Source organism: Cupriavidus sp. (genome assembly GCF_057315035.1).
The window spans coordinates 43,321-60,128 of the sequence record NZ_DBHKYV010000041.1 but is presented as its reverse complement, the minus strand read 5'-3'; the positions used below and the strand labels follow the sequence as shown (position 1 = coordinate 60,128).

Here is a 16,808-nt window from a genome sequence, read left to right as displayed (position 1 = left end):
CGGATGTTGTTTCAAACGCCTGTTGCCGTCGGTTACGCACCCCTCCGAAGTGGGCTAACAAGACCTTGAAAATTCCCGCAATCGATTGCCTGGCGCGGCTTTGCGGCGGGTAGACCATCTTCAATAAAATTAATGTCGCGTAGCGTTCGCATTAAGCGTTATTGAACATCGTAAGAGCACGTGCCAAGTGACGCAGGAATCGCTACCATCGAGGCGTCGGTTGCCACGGAGATGCCATGACACCGTCTTGCCGCTTTCGGGTTTCGCCACACAGGTCACTACGCCTGTCATTTCGACGCTCACTTCACCTGGCGCTGTTCGCCGCATTGGCCACCCCACCGGTCTGGCTCGGCGCTGCCACCAAGACCACCACGTTCGCGGTCCGGCTGACCCTGACCGCCGACTGCTCGATTACGGCCAGTGACCTCGACTTCGGTTCGCACGGCGTGCTCGGCGCCAATGTGGACCAGACCTCGACCCTGTCAGTCACCTGCAGCAACAGCGCACCGTATCAGGTCGGTCTCGACGGCGGCACCGCCGCGGGGAGCTCGATTGCCAACCGGCTGATGGCCAGCGCAGGCGCCGCGACCGTTCAGTACCAGATCTACCGCGACAGCAATCGCACGCAGATCTGGGGTAACACGCCTGGCACCGACACGGCAGGTGGCACCGGCAACGGTGCGGCGCAGGCCATTACCATGTACGGACGGGTGCCGCCGCAAACCACGCCGGCGGCGGGCAGCTATACGACCACCGTCACAGCCACCATCAACTTCTGATGCTGCCCGCCGCCATCTGGCGGCGTCCGGCATCGCCTGCATGGCTCGCCCTCGTGCTGAGCCTGCTGGCCGCTTGCTTGCCGGCGCACGCCGCTTCGCTACAGATTTCACCGGTCCGGATCGACCTGCCCGCCGGAGCCGGCGCGGCCGCCATGACATTGCGCAATGCGGCGTCGGCCCCGATTCACGCACAGGTGCGCGTATTCCGCTGGACCCAGGCCGATGGCGCCGATGTGCTGGCGCCTGCCGACGACGTTATGGCGAGTCCACCGATCGTACGCATTGCCGGCAATTCGGAGCAACTGGTGCGCGTGGTTCGGCCTGGCCAGGCGGCAGCAACATCCGAGACCGCATACCGGCTGCTGATCGATGAACTGCCGCAACGCGATGCGCCCGCCGACCAATCAGGCGTGCGCGTGCAATTGCGGTACTCGATACCGGTGTTCGCCGGGACGCCATCGGCCGCCCCATCTCCGCCGCTCGCGGTGACATTGCGGCACGACCAGGGCGAATGGCGGCTCGCGGCGCGCAACAACGGCATGCGTCACGCGCGTATCAGCGATGTGGCACTGGTCAACGGTGGCCAGCGTGTCACGATCACCGCAGGGCTGCTCGGATACACACTGCCCGGCGCCACCCGCATCTGGAAAATACGCGTGCCCGCCAGCTTCGCTCCGGGGTCCGGGCTACGTCTCGATGCGGACATCAATGGCGAGCCGCAGTCACTGCCGGTGAACCAAGAGCGGCCTGAACCGGGCACATGACATGGCCATCGTCACCATTGCGCAAATGCCACAGCATCCTGCCCCTGTCGCGGCTTGCCATGGCCGCCTGCATGCTGACCGGCGGACTGGCGACCAGCGCGCTCCATGCGCAGGCAATCGACAAGGTACCCGGCCACACCGCCTACCTGGAGGTCATGGTCAACGGCGAATCGACCGGCAGCGTCGCCCGCTTCGCCGACCGCGACGGCACGCTGCTGACACCGGCGGACGAACTGCGGAATCTGGGACTGCGAGCGGACCCGGCACTGGCCGATGCACAGGGCATGGTTGCGCTCGACCGGCTGCCCGGCGTGAGCTATCGCTATGAACCGGCCATGCAACGCGTGTACCTGACCGTCGATGACAGCCTGCGCATCCCCACGCAACTCGGCTCACGCAGCCGTACGCGGCCCCCCGTTACGCCGGGCCGTGGCTTCGTGCTGAACTACGACGCCTACGCACAACCGGACACAGGGCAGGAGCTCGGCATCTACAGCGAGCAGCGCTTCTTTCACCCGGGCGGCGTTTGGAGCAATACGGGCGTGGCGACCGTTCAGGGCGGCACGAGCCGCTATATCCGGCTAGACAGCAACTGGACGCATGCAGACCCGGGCGGCATGCAATCGGTACTGGTTGGCGACACCATTACCGGCGCGTTGCCGTGGTCGCGTCCGGTCCGCCTTGGCGGCGTGCAGTGGCGCCGCAATTTTGGCCTGCGGCCGGACCTGATCACGTATCCGCTGCCGGCATTGGGTGGTTCCGCGGCGGTGCCCGGCGCGGTCGACCTGTATATCAATAACGTGCGCCAGTATTCGGGCCAGGTGCCAAGCGGGCCGTTCGTCATCAACAACGCACCGGCGCTCAGCGGCGCGGGTCAGGCCACGATCGTGGTGCGCGACGCGCTGGGGCGCGATGTCAGCACCACGGTGCCGCTCTATGTCGATTCACGCCTGCTGGCGCCCGGCCTGTTCGATTATTCGCTGGAGCTCGGCTTCCTGCGTACTCAGTACGGTATCGAATCGTTCCACTATGAAAGCGCGCCCGCTGCCAACGGATCGGTCCGCTACGGTGTCAACGACTCGCTCACGCTGGAAGGCCATGCGGAAGCGTCGCGCGGCGTGGGCATCGCCGGTGGTGGCGCGCTGTTCAAACTGCCGGTAACGGGCGTGCTCAATCTTTCCACCAGCGTCAGCGTGGCGGGCGGCAACCAGTTCGGGCTTGGCTACCAATGGCGGACCTCGCGCTTCAGCATCGACCTGCAGGGCACGCGCACCTTCGGCAATTATGAAGACCTGGCCGCGCGATCCGGTGCGCCGATGCCGACCGCGCTGTATCGCGCCACGGTGTCGGTACCGGTGCCACGCAACGGCAATATTGCCGCGAGCTACGTCGACCTGTCCGATCCGGTCTACGGCGCGGCGCGCATCGGCTCGCTGGCGTGGACCGCGCAATGGAATCGCCGCACATCGTTCACGGCCAGCGCATACCGCGATTTTTCCGCCGGATCTTCGTATGGGGCATCGCTCACGCTGACCTACCTGCTCGACAACGACACCACGGCATCGGCCACCGTTGGCCGCGATGGTGGCAAGCCGACACTGTTCGGCGCAGTCAGTCATGCCACGCCCTACGAGGGTGGCTGGGGGTGGCAGGTGGTGGGCCAGCAAGGCGCGGGCACCTGGCGCGGCTACGCGCAGGCCAACTTCCGCGGCCGCTATGGCGATGTCTATGGCGCCGTGCAGGACCTGCAAGGCCGGGTGAGCACACAGTTTGGCGCCAGCGGTTCGCTGGTGGCCATGGATGGCACCATCATGGCCGGCCGGCGCATCGACCAGAGCTTCGCGCTGGTGTCGACGGGCGGCGTGGCCGACCTGCCGGTACTGGTGGAGAATCGCCGCATCGGCAATACCAACAGCAGCGGCCATATCCTGGTACCGAACCTGCTGCCGTACGATGCCAACCGTATCGAAATCGACGCGTTGGCGCTGCCCGTCAATACCCGGCTCAGTTCCACACGGCTGTCGATCGCTCCCGCGCTGCAGTCCGGTGCGCTTGCGAGCTTCTCGATCGAATCGTTTCGCGGCGGGCAGGTCGTGCTCACCGACGCGCAAGGCACGCCCCTACCCGCTGGTACGGTGGTCATCCACCTGGAAAGCAGCGCGCGCACCGTGGTGGGCTACGACGGGCTGGCCTTCTTTGAAACGCTTGGCGACCAGAACACGTTTCATGCCGAAACCGCGGACGGCATCTGTACGGCACGGCTCAGCTACGCGGCCACCAGCGATCCGTTGCCGCGCCTGGGCCCGGTCCTGTGCGAACGGGATCCCCCATGAAACTCTCCCGGCGGCATTCGTGGCCACATGGCTGGTTGCGTGCGTGCATGGCAATCATGGTGCTGATTTCAACCCCGGCTGCGTGGGCAGCCTGCACGGCCACCGCGCCGTCGGTCGCATTCGGCAACTACAGCCCGGTGAGCGGCAATGTCAGCGATGTACAGGGCACCATCACCGTCTCTTGCACCGGCATCGCCGTATCCGCCCGCGTGCGCGCCTGCATCAACATTGGCACCGGTGCGGCCGGTAGTTCCGTGACGCCACGCACACTGGCCAATGGCGCGCAGACGCTCGGCTTCAACATCTACTCCGACAGCGGCCACACCCAGGTCTGGGGATCACGCAGCACCGGCACATCCGCGCCGCCCGTGATGCTCGACTTCGGCGCGCTACTCGGCAATGGCAGTGCAAGCGTCAACTACTACGCGCGCGTGCTGGCCAACCAGACCGCCGCCGGCACGGGTAACTACACCTCGCTGTTCACCGGTCTCAATGCCGAAGTGACCTACATCGAGTATCTGTTGCTGCCGCCCGATTGCACCCAGATTTCCACCAACAGCCTGCCCATCACGTTCACGGCCAGCGCAACCGTGGTCAGCGATTGCAATATCTCGGCCACCGCGCTCGACTTTGGCACCGTCGGCTTGCTGAGCGGCAGTCACGACGCCGTCAGCACGCTGACCGTGCAATGTACGCGCGACGCGGCCTATTCGATCGCACTCAATGCCGGCACCGGCAGCGGCGCCACCGTGGCGGCGCGACGCATGACACGCAGCGGCGGCACCCAGACCGTGGGCTACCAGTTGTTCTCGGACCAGAACCGCACGGTACCGTGGGGCGACGGAACGAATGGCACGACCACGCTCGGCGGCACCGGCGCCGGCACCGCGCAATCGATCACGATCTACGGGCGCGTACCCCAGCAGACTACGCCGCAGGCCGGCGCGTACAGTGACACGGTCACGGCGACGATCACCTATTGACCGCTTGCCGCGTCACGCCGACGATGGATCCCGTCCAACCTTGCCATGGGAGCCCCCCCGCCATGTGCACGAACTATGCCCCGGTGCAGCAGCGCATATTGCGCGAGATCTTCGGGGTCGAACCACCGCCCGGCATCTACCCCGAGGAAACCTGGCCCGACTATGCGGCACCGATCATCCGCGCCGCGGACACTGGCCAGCGCACCAGTGCACTGGCCAACTTCGGCATGGTGCCGCGCAAACGCACGCCGCCCGGGGCACGCCGTTACGACACCACCAACGCGCGCAGTGAAACGGTCGGCGAGAAGCCCACCTTCGCACCGGCATGGCGCCAGGGCCAGCTGTGCCTGATTCCGGCGAGCGCATTCTACGAATACGCCTACCCCGCAGACGGCACGCCCGAGCATCCGGGCAAGGCCGAGCGCTGGAAGATCTGGCTGCCCGAGATGCCGGCGTTCGGCATAGCAGGCCTCTGGCGCGCCTGGCCCGACCAGTCGCTGTCTTTCACCATGCTGACCGTCAATGCCGCCGCGCACGAGCTGTTGCGCCGCATGCATCGTCCCGGCGCCGAGAAGCGTTCGGTGGTAATCGTGCCCCAGCCCGACTGGGACGACTGGCTCCAATGCCGCGATCCGGAACGCGCGCGCAGCTTCCTGACATTGCTCGATGCGGATGCCATGCGCGCCGAGCCGGCGCCGGTCGTACGCGCGTCGCAGCCGCAACGGGTGGCCGGCCCGGGGCAGGCAAACGGCGACGACAAGGAGCCATCGCTTTTTTGAACACAAGGCTGGCCATCAAAAAACCGACCTCCACACACCCCCCGTTTGGGTGATCCGCACGCCCCACCGATAGAGGGTGTCCGACGCAACTATCGCCACCCATACTGACCGGCCACTGGCCATAAGAGCCGGACCAACCGGGTCAGAGCAATGATTGCAGTCTCTTTTGTCGGATATGGTGTCGCGTTTCTAGTTGTCATCATCGTCGCAGCCCGCTGGATCTATCGGCATCATCCTGCCCTGCGGGACGCCGATCCGGTGCCGCCAAAACCTGCCCGGGAAGGCGTCAGATTGCCGGATAACGGCCCGCCACGCGATTGAAATTGCGCCGCAGGGGAACTGCGGCTACTGTCCGTTGCCTGACTCTCTTGCGCCCGCGCCACGCGGCGCACAGGCTCGCGCCTGCGAGCGACTACAAAAACAAAGGGAAACAAGAGCATGGCAACTTCCAACAAGCTGCCGGCATGGACCATCTGGTCCCCGCTGGCTGCCTGGGCTGCGTTTGGCCTGGGCCTTTCAATGACGGGGCAGGCATGGATGGTCACGGTAATGGCGCTGGCCCTGGCGGCCGCGGTGTTTGCCGCGGTGCACCATGCCGAAGTAGTGGCTCACAAGGTGGGCGAACCGTTTGGCACGCTGGTGCTGGCGATAGCCGTGACCGTGATCGAGGTGGCGCTGATCGTATCGGTCATGTTGTCGTCAGGCCCCGAGAAAGCCGGTCTGGCACGCGATACCGTGTTTGCCGCGGTGATGATCATCTGTAATGGCATCGTCGGCGTCTGCCTGTTCGTGGGCGCGCTTCATCATCGCGAACAAGCCTTCCAGGCACCTGGCGCCAATGCCGCAATGGCCATCCTGGTCACGTTGCTGGGCCTGACCATGGTCCTGCCCAACTTCACCAGCACTACGCCGGGTCCGGTGCTGTCGCCATCGCAACTGGCCTTCTCGGGCGTCATGTCGCTGCTGCTGTATGGCTGCTTCGTGTTCGTGCAAACGGTGCGCCATCGCGACTACTTCTTGGTGGATGGCAGCCGCGACGAGAACGTGCACGCACCACCCCCGCCGGTACGCGTGGCCGCTGGCAGCGCGGTGCTGCTGGTGGTCTGCCTGGTAGCCGTGGTTGCGCTGGCCAAGCTGCTGTCGCCCTCGGTGGAAAAGGCCGTGCTCGATGCCGGGCTGCCGCCCGCGGTGGTGGGTGTGGTGATTGCCGCGCTGGTGCTGTTGCCGGAAGGCCTGGCTGCCTTGCGCGCGGCACGCGCGGACCGTATCCAGACCAGCCTGAACCTGGCACTGGGCTCCGCGCTGGCCAGTATCGGCCTGACCATTCCGACCGTGGCCGCCGTGTTCATCATGATCGGACGCCCGCTGGAACTGGGGCTCGGTGCCAAGGAAATGGTGCTGCTGTTCCTGACGATGATCGTGGCGTCACTGACGCTGGGCATGGGACGCACAACGATCCTCCAGGGCGTGGTGCACCTGGTGATTTTTGCCGCGTATCTGTTCCTGACGGTGGTGCCGTGATTTTTCGCAATAGCGCGGGCACTAACGCGGATTGATAGGCCTGCCCTCTCCCCCGGCCCCTCTCCCGCGGGGCGGGAGAGGGGAGCAAGCGAAAGGCTTAGTCGGCGTGGATGCCGCGTTCGCGGATCAGGGTGCCCCACTTGGCGGTTTCCTTCGCCAGATGGTCCTTCAACTGGGCTGGCGTGCTGCCGATCGGTTCGGCGCCAATGCCGGCCAGGCGTTGCTGCACGGCCAGCTTCTTCAGCGCTTCGAGCATCGCGCGGTTCAGCGTGTCGATGACCGGTTGCGGGGTCTTGGCCGGCACGAATGCGGCGAACCACGGCGACAGTTCATAACCGGGCACGCCGGCTTCCGCCACGGTCGGCACATTGGGCAGCGCGGTTGAACGCTTGCTGGTCGTGACCGCGATCGGGGTCAGCTTGCCGCTGTCGATATGGGGCTTGGCCGACGTGATGCTGTCGAACATGTAGTCGACCTGTCCGCCCAGCAAGTCGGTCATGGCGGGGCCCGATCCCTTGTAGGGGATATGCAGCAGGTCCACATGCGCCATCGACGTGAACAGCTCGCCAGCCAGATGGATCGACGTGCCATTGCCTGCCGATGCATAGGTGTACTTGCCGGGCTTGGCCTTGGCGCTGGCGATAACCTCGGCCACGGTCTTGGCCGGCGTCTTCGACTTGTTGGCTACCAGCACGTTCGGCACCACGGCCAGAAGCGACACGGGCGCGAAATCCTTGACCGGGTCATAACCGAGCTTGCCGTACAGCGCAGGGTTCACGGCCATGCCGTTGGCCACGATGATCAGCGTGTAGCCATCGGCGGGCGAGCGCGCCACCATTTCGGCACCGATATTGCCACCCGCGCCGGGACGGTTCTCCACCACGATGGCCTGGCCGAGCGTCTTTGACATGTCTTCGCCAAGCGTACGCGCGATATTGTCCATCGCACCGCCGGCGGGAAACGGCACCACCCAGCGGATCGGGTGGTCGGGATACGCGGCATGCGCGGGCGCGGCGGCGGCGGCGGCCAGTAGTGAAATGGCAAATGCGGCCGGCATCGACGCCGACCATTGCAGCAATGACTTCATGTCTCCGTTCCTTCTTTTCTGATAAGTGTGAAGTGTGGTGCAGGCTCAGCTGGCCTTGCGGCGATAGTGCCTGAGCTTGTCTTCGTCGATGACCAGGCCCAGGCCGGGGCCTTGCGGCAGATGCAGCGCGAAGTCCTTGAAGACCGGGCGGTCGACCACGATGTCGTCCTTCACAAGCAGCGGGCCAAACAGTTCCGTGCCCCACGCGAGCTGCGGCAGCGTACAGAAGCCGTGCGCAGCGGCAATCGTGCCCACCGCGCCTTCGAGCATCGTGCCGCCATACAACGCGATGCCAGCCGCGTCGCCCACTGCGGCGGTGCGCAGCATGCCGAAGATGCCGCCAGACTTGGCGATCTTCAGTGCAAATACATCGGCCGCGCCCAGGCGAGCCAGCTCCATGGCGTCCTCGGGTCCGGTCACGGCCTCGTCGGCCATGATCGGCACCACGAAGCGCGCCGCCAGGCGGGCCAGTGCGCCGCGATGCTCGCGCGGCGTCGGCTGTTCGATCAGGTCGATGCCCGCGGCTTCGAGCATGGCGATACCGGTGGCCGCCTCGGCTTCGTTCCACGCCTGGTTGACGTCCACTGTCACGCGCGCGCGGTCGCCCAGCGCGCGCTTGATCGCCGAGACGTGGGCCACGTCGTCACGCACACTGCGGCGGCCAATCTTGAGCTTGAAGGTATTGTGGCGGCGCTCTTCCAGAAAGCGCTCCGCTTCCTCGATATCGCGCGCGGTATCGCCACTTGCCAGCGTCCACAGTACCGGCAGCGTGTTTCGCACGGCGCCGCCGAGCAGCGTCACCAGCGGTACGTTCAGGCGCTTGCCCTGTGCGTCGAGCATGGCCGACTCCAGTCCCGACTTGGCAAAGCGATTGCCGCGCGCCACCTTGTTCAGGCGGGCCATCGCACCGTGCACATTGGTGGCGTCCTGCCCTACCAGCGCCGGTGCCAGATAGGTGTCGATCGCGAGTTTGATGCCCTCGGGACTTTCGTCGCCGTACGACAGGCCGCCAATCGTGGTGGCTTCGCCAATGCCTTCCACGCCGTCGCTGCAGCGCAGGCGCACGATCACCAGCGTCTGCTGCTGCATCGTGGCCATCGCCAGTTGGTGGGCCCGGATGGTCGGCAGGTCGACCAGAATGGCCTCGACCGAAGAAATCGTTGCAGTCATACTCGTAGTCACTCCGGAAGTCATACCTTTTCCATCCAATTTCGTTGTTGGATCAAGTATGTATCTTGACTTTGAGCGTGTCCAAGACCGATGATGTCTCAATCGATACCTTTCAGGTATGCATCCTGACCGCCATGGAACTCCGCCATCTCCGCTATTTCCAGACCGTTGCCCAGGAACTCAATGTGACGCGGGCGGCAGAAAAGCTTCATATGGCGCAGCCACCGCTATCGCGCCAGATCCGGCAGTTCGAAGATGAAGTCGGCGTGGGGCTGTTCGACCGCGTGGGTCGTGGCCTGAAGCTGACCGAGGCCGGACGCTTCCTGCTGGAGCAATCGCTGCAACTCACGCAACGACTCGAAGAGACGCTCGAAGGCACGCGGCGCATTGGCCGCAATGAGAAGCGCTGGTTTGGTATCGGCTTTGTGCCGTCGGTGCTCTATGGCGTGCTGCCCGAGCTGATCCGTGAATTGCGTGGCGATGATAGCGAGGTCGAGGTCGGCCTGACCGAAATGATCACGGTGCAGCAGTTGGAAGCATTGCGCTCCGGCCGCATTGACCTTGCATTCGGGCGCCTGACCTTCAACGATCCGGCCATCGTCCAGCAGGTGGTCATGTCGGAAACACTGGTCGCGGCCATGCCGGTGACCGCGCCAGCGCCGGAAGCACCCTTCGATGCCGAGGCGCTGGCACGCCAGCCGCTGATCCTCTATCCGGCCCGGCCTCGCCCGAGCTACGCCGACCATGTGCTGTCCCTGTTCCGGGCGCAAGGACTTCAGCCGCGCGTGGTACAGGAAGCAAATGAACTGCAAACGGCGCTGGGGCTGGTTGCGGCGGGTCTCGGCATCACGCTGGTGCCGTCATCGGTGCAACGATTGCATCGTGATGACGTGCGCTACGTGCCAGTGGAAGCGCCCGGCTTTGTCTCGCCGGTAATCATGAGCTATCGCGCGGGCGACACCTCACCGCACCTGGCACGCGCCATCGCATGGGTCCGGGCTCAAGGGCGCGCATAGCAAGGCGCTTTCGCTATGCCGACACCAGCTTGGCTTTCGCGGCCACCTTGCGGGCATCCTTGCGACGCCCATACCACCCACCGACCAGCAGCAGCACCGCCACGGCAATGATGTCGCCGAACAACGCCACGGGTCGTGTGGGCCGGCCGCCCGCCACGCTATAGGTCAGCCCTTCGATACCCACCGAGATCACCGCGCCGAGCACAAAGCAGAACAGGCTGTGGCGGCCGATCTGCACCACCGGGCCCATGAAGCGCGCCAGCACTTCGACCCATCCGGCGCGCACGGCCAGGTAGACCAGCCACGCGAGGCCAAGGAAACTGACCACACGCAGCGCTGCCAGGCTTTGTTTGGGCAACGGAAACACCATCGTGGGAATCCACGCGGGCAGCCACGCTTCATAGAGATGCGGGCGCATCCACAGGTAGGCGGCAGCCATACACACCGCGGCCACCACCACCGCGCCGACCGTAAATGCGCGACGTACTATGGTCTGCTGGGGTAGTACAAAATCGGGACGCAGGCGAGCCAGCAAACCCATGCCGAACATCAGTTGCCAGGCAAACGGGTTGAAGCTCCAGCCACGCGGTTCGCTGCTGGGCAGCAGCGGCAACAAGGTTGGCGACATGATCCACAGTGCCACGCTGCCGCAGATAAACGCCAGCGGTTGTGCGCGGGCCCAGCGAATCGCCAGCGGCGCCACGCCGATAAATACCGCGTACATCGGCAATACATCGGAAACGAATGGCTGGCGCGCGAGACCCACGACCTGCAGCAGCGTGGCAATCGGTTGGGCCATGAAGTCCGGCGCTTCGGTCGCGCGAACCGCGGGAGCCGGCACCTTGCACATGGCCAGCACAAAGCCGAACAGCAGCATCAGCACGCCAGTCAGCACGAACGCCTGGTAGATTTCCCAGCTACGGCGACGCAGGCGCTTGCGTGCGGCGCTGGCACCGTCGCGGGCTTCCATTGCCAGATAGGCGGCACCAGCCGAGTAGCCGGCCAGGAAAACGAATACCTCGGCCGCGTCGAAGAGCTGGAAATTGCGGATCGTATAGTCGGCCAGCACACTGCCGTTGACATGATCGACCACGATAAAGAGCAGCGCGATGCCGCGAATCAGGTCGATCTCGGTGCGCCGCTGATTGTTGTTCACTGCATTCATCAGGCGTGTCCCCAGGGTTGCCGGCGGCTCAAGGGGGTACCGCAGCGCAACTCACGGGACGAATATTACCGCGACATCAGGGTTTACCTTGTATTGGCAGTGTTTCAGCAAGTTACGGCGGTGCTCAGGTGACGTATGCGGCGTGCAGGCGGCCAAGTGTGCGCCGTCCGGCGTCGACCACGGCGGCGTCGTGCGTGGTCTGGGCACGCACGATCATGCCTTCGATGCAGATAATCGCCTCCTCGCCCACCTCGTGCGGTTGCGCCAGGCCCAGTTCCCTTGCAATCGCCACCGTGAAATCCTGCAACGAAGCCTTATGGGATACGGCCTGCCCGAGCAAGCGTGGATCATCTCCGGCGCCACCGCCGGATTCGGCCACCATATTGATAAACGCGCAGCCGCGATAGTCTTCGGTGCCAAACCACTCGCCCAGCGTATCGGCCAGCACATCAAGATTGGCACGTGCCGCCAGCCGCCGCCGCACCCCGGCTTCGAACCACGCCATCCAGAACTCATGGCGGCGCTGCAGATATTCGAAGATCAGGTCGTTCTTGGACGGGAAATGCCGGTACAACGACATCTTGGCAACGCCCGATTCGGCAATGATCCTGTCGATACCGGTCGCGCGATAGCCGTCGCGGTAGAACAGTCGGGCGGCGGTGTCCAGAATACGGTCGCGAGCGGAAGGCGTGGGCATGGCGGGGCTGTGCAATTCTTGTACATTGACAACCCCGATTATAGTAGACAGACCTGTCTTAGCCGACTGTCAGTCGTGACTCAGCATCGCGCAGTGCAGTGCGCAAGCCCTCTTCCACCACCGGGTGGTAGAACGGCATCGCCAGCATCTGCGCAATCGTCATGCCCTGCTGGTACGACCACGCCAGCAGATGGGCGATATTCTCGGCACGCGGGCCGATCCATTCGGCGCCCAGGAAGCGTCCCGTTGCGCGGTCTGCATAGACATGCATCAGCCCCCGGTTCTTCAGCATCACGCGACTGCGGCCCTGATCTTCGAAGCTGACCTCGCCGGTCACGAAACTGCCTTGCTCCAGGTCGGCATAGCGCTTGCCCACCATGGCGATCTGCGGGTCCGAGAACACCACGGCCAGCGGTGCGCGGCGCTCCAGCGGGCGTACATCCGGCCAGCGTGCGGCGTTCTCGCCAGCAATCCGGCCCTCGTCAGCAGCCTCGTGCAGCAATGGCAACACGTTGTTGGCATCACCGGCGATGAACACCGGCGCAGTGCCACACTGCAACGTGACCGGGTCGAACACCGGCACGCCACGCGGGTCGAGCGCCAGCGCGGTGTTGTCGATGGCCAGGTTGTCGACATTGGGACGACGGCCCGTGGCGGCCAGCACATAGTCGAACCGCTCGGTAACCTGCGCGCCGTTCTCGTCCTCGAACGTGATCACGGCTTCGTCTCCGTCGCGGCGCATCTCGCTCACGCGCGCATCCGGCATCAACGAAAACTCCGCGTTGAAAGTCTTGGCCGCATAGGCGCGGATCTCCGGATCCGACAGCGGACCCACGCCGCCACCGACCCCAAACACGCGCACACGCACCCCGAGACGCGACAGCGCCTGGCCCAGTTCCAGCCCGATCACGCCGGGACCGAACACCGCCACGCTACGCGGCAGGTCTTCCCACGAGAACACGTCGTCGTTGACAATCAGGCGATCGCCAAACACCTCGAACGATGGCGGCACGGCCGGACGCGATCCGGTAGCAATCACCACGCGGCTCGCACGCACCACGGTATTGCCACCGACCTGCAGGATCGTGTTGTCGATGAATTGCGCAACGCCGCGCACGCGGTCGGCTTCGGGAATACCGTCCACGCCACGCACCACGAACCCGACAAAGCGGTCGCGCTCGCTGCGCACACGCTGCATGACTTCGCGTCCATCGATGCGCACCGGACCATCCACATGCACGCCAAACGCTGCCGTATGGCGCGCCTCGTGCGCAGCCTCGGCCGCGGCGATCAGCAGTTTCGACGGCATGCAGCCCACCCGCGCACACGTGGTGCCATAGGCGCCACCTTCGATGATCACCGCACGCTTGCCGGCGGCAATGGCCGCGCGGTACGCGGCAAGGCCAGCCGTACCCGCGCCAATCACTGCCACATCAGTCTGAATCGTCTTCATGTTGCGTTCCTGTTCAAAGGTCTGGTGCTTCGATAGCTTCGATAGCTTCGATTGCGTTGCCTGCTTCAATCGGCGGACGGGATGGCACCGGACTTGCCGGAAAAAAGGCAAAGCGGTGCCATCGGATCCGGCGACTGCCGGTCCACGTGATCGCTGGCGGCTAGCCAGCGGCGTTGCGGGGGGAAGAAGTTGCCCAGGACACCGGTCGGGGGAACCGGGCCCGGGCGGGGAGACGATCAGGCGGCCAGGTACTGTTCCAGCGCTTCGGCGCCACCGATCAGCTTGCCGTTGATGAACACTTGCGGCGCGGTCATGCTGCCCGACATCGCTCCCAGCACCTTGCCGCGAATCTTGTTGTCGAGCGGCACGTCGATGTACTCGAAGCCCTTGTCGCTCAACAGTTGCTTGGCCTTGGCACAGTGCGAGCAACCGACCTTGGAGAACACCACTACCTGATCCGGGCGCGTGGCATCGGGGGCGATGTAGTTCAGCATCGTGTCGGCGTCGGACACCTTGAACGGGTCGCCCGGCTCTTCGGGCTCGATGAACATCTTGTCGACCACGCCATTCCTGACGACCATCGAATAGCGCCAGCTACGCTTGCCGAAGCCCAGGTCGGCCTTGTCGACGAGCATGCCCATGCCGTCGGTGAATTCGCCGTTGCCATCGGGAATCATGACGATGTTTTCGGACTCCTGGTCCTTGGCCCATTCGTTCATCACGAAGGTGTCGTTGACCGACACACACAGGATGGCGTCCACGCCGGCGGCGCGGAATGCCGGTGCCAGTTCGTTGTAGCGCGGCAGGTGGGTCGACGAACAGGTCGGGGTGAAGGCGCCCGGCAGCGAGAACACCGCAACGGTCTTGCCATCGAACAGTTCGGCCGTGGTCACGTTTTTCCACTCATTGTTTTCACGCACTCGGAACGTGACATTGGGAACGCGTTGGCCTTCACGGGATTGCAGCATCGGTATCACTCCTTGGGTTGGTTTGGCACCACGTGTTGTGGCGATGGAGTGCATTCTCCCGGTCCGAATGTGATTTGTACAATTCATCATTTCAACCGGATCGATTGGTATTTACTATTATCAATCGGCGATTTCCGATTGATTTTGGCTATCAGAAGTTAACAGGAAACCGTCACATATGCTTTCGGTGAAGCGCGGCCATCGCTATCATTCCGGGCACACAAGAACCACGAAGGGACAAACCTGATGACCCGCCTGCCTGTACGACTGCCAGTGGTGACCCTGCTGGCTGCCGCGCTGTTCACCACCAGCGCCACCGGCGCCCTGGCCGCCACGCTTGCCAAACCCGAACTCGACAAGCTCGTTGCCAGCACTACCGCGGCGCCGCCGGCCAGCTTCAACGCATTCCTGGACGCCGCACTCAAGGCCGATCCGAAACTCGCCGCCACCGTGCGCGCGTATCGCGCGAAGCAACCGCTCAAGGGCGACAACCTGGTCAATATCGGACGCCTGCTTGGCATCTACAACCGCGTGCACAACCAGCAGGCGGTACTCGACAGCATCAGCGAGATGGTGGCGCTGCGGACCGTGCGCGACGACAAGGTGCCGCAGCATGAGAACCCCGCCATCATCGAGTTCGGCAAGGTCGTCGAACGCATGGCAAAGGACTTCGGCCTGCAGTTCCGCAATGTCGACAACCGCGTATTCGAAGTGACGCTGCCGGGCCAGGGCAAGGAAACGTTCGGCATCCTCACGCATGCCGACGTGGTGCCCGTGGTGGCTGACGAATGGGTGCTCGACGACGGCACGAAGCTGGACCCGTTCAAGGTCACGCGCGTGGGCGATTACCTGTACGGTCGCGGCACGATCGACGACAAGGGGTCGATTGCCGCTGCACTCTTCGCCATGAAAACGGTGCGCGAGAGCGGCGTGCCGCTGGCACGCACGATTCGCCTGATGATCGAGACCACCGAGGAGACCGGCGGCGACGGCATGAAGTACTACCGCGAAAAGACCGCCCTGCCCGATTACAACATCGTGCTCGACAGCAAGTACCCTGCAGTGGTGGCCGAAAAAGGTTCCGGGGCACTGACGGTACGCTTTCCCGATCAGCCAACCGACGGCAAGAACCCGGCCATCGTCGCCATGGCCGGCGCTGCCTCCGCAAACGCCATTCCGCAAACCGCCACCGCGCGCATCACCGGCGGCGACCTCGGCGCTGTGGCCGCATCGCTCGACAAGGCACGCGCCGGCTTTATCGCGCAACACGAGGCACAGGGCAAGTTCGCGATCGACGTGGTACGCAATGGCGATGCGATCGACGTAAAGGTTACCGGCTCGTCGGCCCATGGCTCGCGTCCCGAGGAAGGCGTCAATCCCGTACCGCGCCTGGCCATGTTCCTGCAGGCGGCGGGGGTGTCCTTTGCCGACAACCAGTACGCTCGCGCCGTGCGCTACCTGACAGATCTCTACGGCACCGGCTATCTCGGCGAGAAAATGGAAGTGGGCTATCGCGACGACTTCATGGGTCCGCTGACGATATCGCCAACGCTGATCCGCGAGCGCAATGGCAAGCTCGAAGTCACGGCCAATGTGCGGATGCCACGCGGCTCCACACCCGATGCACTGCGTACGAAAATCGCTGAACGCATCCAGGCGTGGGCCACCGCCACGCACACCACACTGGAAGTCCAGCATGACCAGGGCGACTGGATGGCACGCGATCCCAAGGGGGCATGGCTGGCCACGCTGCTGAACATCTATGGCGATACCACGGGACTCGAAGCCAAACCGGTGCCAACGGCCGGCAGCACCACGGCCAAGCTGATGCCCAACGCAATCAACTTCGGTCCTGCCATGCCCGGCAAGAAATACACCGCGCACAACGCAAAGGAGTACAAGGAAGTCTCCGACCTGAATCTCGACATGCAGATGTTCACCGAGATGCTGGTGCGCGTAGGGAATCTGCAGAAGATGCAGTGAGGGGTTGTTTTGTTTTGTTTTGTTTGCTCCCCTCTCCCATGAAGTGGGAGAGGGGTTGGGGGAGAGGGCATGAGGTTCTGCTTGCCCGTGGCGCAGTTTGAACCGCTGGC

General features: G+C 64.3%; 14 protein-coding genes. 8 read left to right on the top strand and 6 right to left on the bottom strand.

All coding sequences use genetic code 11. The annotated features are described in order from the left end of the window. Positions 1-236: 236 nt before the first annotated feature. From ACO550_RS32620 to ACO550_RS32595, 6 genes are all read left to right on the top strand, one after another. The gene (locus ACO550_RS32620) at positions 237-779 is read left to right on the top strand and encodes a spore coat U domain-containing protein (protein WP_315595095.1); all 543 of its coding nucleotides are present in this window, start codon (positions 237-239) and stop codon (positions 777-779) included. Further along, on the top strand, positions 779-1,543 hold the full coding sequence (locus ACO550_RS32615) for a fimbria/pilus periplasmic chaperone (RefSeq protein WP_315595096.1): 765 nt from the start codon (positions 779-781) through the stop codon (positions 1,541-1,543). Before ACO550_RS32620 ends, ACO550_RS32615 begins: the two co-directional genes overlap by 1 nt. Beyond that, positions 1,540-3,876, top strand: a complete 2,337-nt coding sequence (locus ACO550_RS32610) for a fimbria/pilus outer membrane usher protein (protein ID WP_315595097.1) — start codon at positions 1,540-1,542, stop codon at positions 3,874-3,876. Before ACO550_RS32615 ends, ACO550_RS32610 begins: the two co-directional genes overlap by 4 nt. Continuing rightward, positions 3,873-4,859 (top strand): spore coat protein U domain-containing protein, encoded by a 987-nt coding sequence (locus ACO550_RS32605; protein WP_315595098.1) that lies wholly within the window; start codon positions 3,873-3,875, stop codon positions 4,857-4,859. The genes ACO550_RS32610 and ACO550_RS32605 overlap by 4 nt, the downstream gene beginning before the upstream one ends. Positions 4,860-4,921: 62 nt before the next feature. Then, entirely contained in the window at positions 4,922-5,638 is a 717-nt protein-coding gene (locus tag ACO550_RS32600) for an SOS response-associated peptidase (protein ID WP_315595099.1), read from the top strand. A gap of 438 nt (positions 5,639-6,076) precedes the next feature. Next, positions 6,077-7,159, top strand: coding sequence for an ionic transporter y4hA (locus tag ACO550_RS32595; RefSeq protein WP_315595100.1), 1,083 nt, complete (start codon positions 6,077-6,079; stop codon positions 7,157-7,159). 97 nt (positions 7,160-7,256) lie between these two features. On the opposite strand, the gene ACO550_RS32590 is transcribed toward ACO550_RS32595, so the two are convergent. Together ACO550_RS32590 and ACO550_RS32585 are read right to left on the bottom strand one after the other, a co-directional pair. After that, positions 7,257-8,246 carry a tripartite tricarboxylate transporter substrate-binding protein gene (locus ACO550_RS32590; protein WP_315595101.1) on the bottom strand — a complete coding sequence of 330 codons (990 nt, stop codon included), beginning with the start codon at positions 8,244-8,246 and terminating at the stop codon, positions 7,257-7,259. Positions 8,247-8,291: 45 nt separating this feature from the next. Beyond that, on the bottom strand, positions 8,292-9,416 hold the full coding sequence (locus ACO550_RS32585; RefSeq protein WP_315595102.1) for a muconate/chloromuconate family cycloisomerase: 1,125 nt from the start codon (positions 9,414-9,416) through the stop codon (positions 8,292-8,294). Positions 9,417-9,550: 134 nt separating this feature from the next. Between ACO550_RS32585 and ACO550_RS32580 the strand changes: the two genes are divergently transcribed. Next, entirely contained in the window at positions 9,551-10,432 is an 882-nt protein-coding gene (locus ACO550_RS32580) for a LysR substrate-binding domain-containing protein (protein WP_315595148.1), read from the top strand. 13 nt (positions 10,433-10,445) lie between these two features. On the opposite strand, the gene ACO550_RS32575 is transcribed toward ACO550_RS32580, so the two are convergent. The 4 genes from ACO550_RS32575 to ACO550_RS32560 all read right to left on the bottom strand — a co-directional run bounded on the left by ACO550_RS32575 (position 10,446) and on the right by ACO550_RS32560 (position 14,715). Then, entirely contained in the window at positions 10,446-11,597 is a 1,152-nt protein-coding gene (locus ACO550_RS32575; protein ID WP_315595103.1) for an OpgC domain-containing protein, read from the bottom strand. Positions 11,598-11,721: 124 nt separating this feature from the next. After that, positions 11,722-12,294, bottom strand: a complete 573-nt coding sequence (locus ACO550_RS32570) for a TetR family transcriptional regulator (RefSeq protein WP_315595104.1) — start codon at positions 12,292-12,294, stop codon at positions 11,722-11,724. Between the two features lie 58 nt (positions 12,295-12,352). Then, entirely contained in the window at positions 12,353-13,747 is a 1,395-nt protein-coding gene (locus ACO550_RS32565; protein WP_315595105.1) for a dihydrolipoyl dehydrogenase, read from the bottom strand. 236 nt (positions 13,748-13,983) lie between these two features. Further along, entirely contained in the window at positions 13,984-14,715 is a 732-nt protein-coding gene (locus tag ACO550_RS32560) for a redoxin family protein (RefSeq protein WP_315595106.1), read from the bottom strand. 246 nt (positions 14,716-14,961) lie between these two features. Between ACO550_RS32560 and ACO550_RS32555 the strand changes: the two genes are divergently transcribed. Further along, positions 14,962-16,698: a dipeptidase gene (locus ACO550_RS32555; protein WP_315595107.1), complete on the top strand. Its 1,737-nt coding sequence runs from the start codon at positions 14,962-14,964 to the stop codon at positions 16,696-16,698. The last annotated feature ends 110 nt before the right edge of the window (positions 16,699-16,808 follow it).

What these genes read in the sequence shown, in the direction of transcription:
- ACO550_RS32615 (WP_315595096.1), top strand. Translation starts at nt 779, where the DNA reads ATGCTGCCCGCCGCCATCTGGCGGCGTCCGGCATCGCCTGCATGGCTC.
- ACO550_RS32610 (WP_315595097.1), top strand. Translation starts at nt 1,540, where the DNA reads ATGACATGGCCATCGTCACCATTGCGCAAATGCCACAGCATCCTGCCC.
- ACO550_RS32605 (WP_315595098.1), top strand. Translation starts at nt 3,873, where the DNA reads ATGAAACTCTCCCGGCGGCATTCGTGGCCACATGGCTGGTTGCGTGCG.
- ACO550_RS32590 (WP_315595101.1), bottom strand. Translation starts at nt 8,246, where the DNA reads ATGAAGTCATTGCTGCAATGGTCGGCGTCGATGCCGGCCGCATTTGCC.
- ACO550_RS32555 (WP_315595107.1), top strand. Translation starts at nt 14,962, where the DNA reads ATGACCCGCCTGCCTGTACGACTGCCAGTGGTGACCCTGCTGGCTGCC.
- ACO550_RS32565 (WP_315595105.1), bottom strand. Translation starts at nt 13,747, where the DNA reads ATGAAGACGATTCAGACTGATGTGGCAGTGATTGGCGCGGGTACGGCT.
- ACO550_RS32570 (WP_315595104.1), bottom strand. Translation starts at nt 12,294, where the DNA reads ATGCCCACGCCTTCCGCTCGCGACCGTATTCTGGACACCGCCGCCCGA.
- ACO550_RS32620 (WP_315595095.1), top strand. Translation starts at nt 237, where the DNA reads ATGACACCGTCTTGCCGCTTTCGGGTTTCGCCACACAGGTCACTACGC.
- ACO550_RS32595 (WP_315595100.1), top strand. Translation starts at nt 6,077, where the DNA reads ATGGCAACTTCCAACAAGCTGCCGGCATGGACCATCTGGTCCCCGCTG.
- ACO550_RS32600 (WP_315595099.1), top strand. Translation starts at nt 4,922, where the DNA reads ATGTGCACGAACTATGCCCCGGTGCAGCAGCGCATATTGCGCGAGATC.
- ACO550_RS32580 (WP_315595148.1), top strand. Translation starts at nt 9,551, where the DNA reads ATGGAACTCCGCCATCTCCGCTATTTCCAGACCGTTGCCCAGGAACTC.
- ACO550_RS32560 (WP_315595106.1), bottom strand. Translation starts at nt 14,715, where the DNA reads ATGCTGCAATCCCGTGAAGGCCAACGCGTTCCCAATGTCACGTTCCGA.
- ACO550_RS32575 (WP_315595103.1), bottom strand. Translation starts at nt 11,597, where the DNA reads ATGAATGCAGTGAACAACAATCAGCGGCGCACCGAGATCGACCTGATT.
- ACO550_RS32585 (WP_315595102.1), bottom strand. Translation starts at nt 9,416, where the DNA reads ATGACTGCAACGATTTCTTCGGTCGAGGCCATTCTGGTCGACCTGCCG.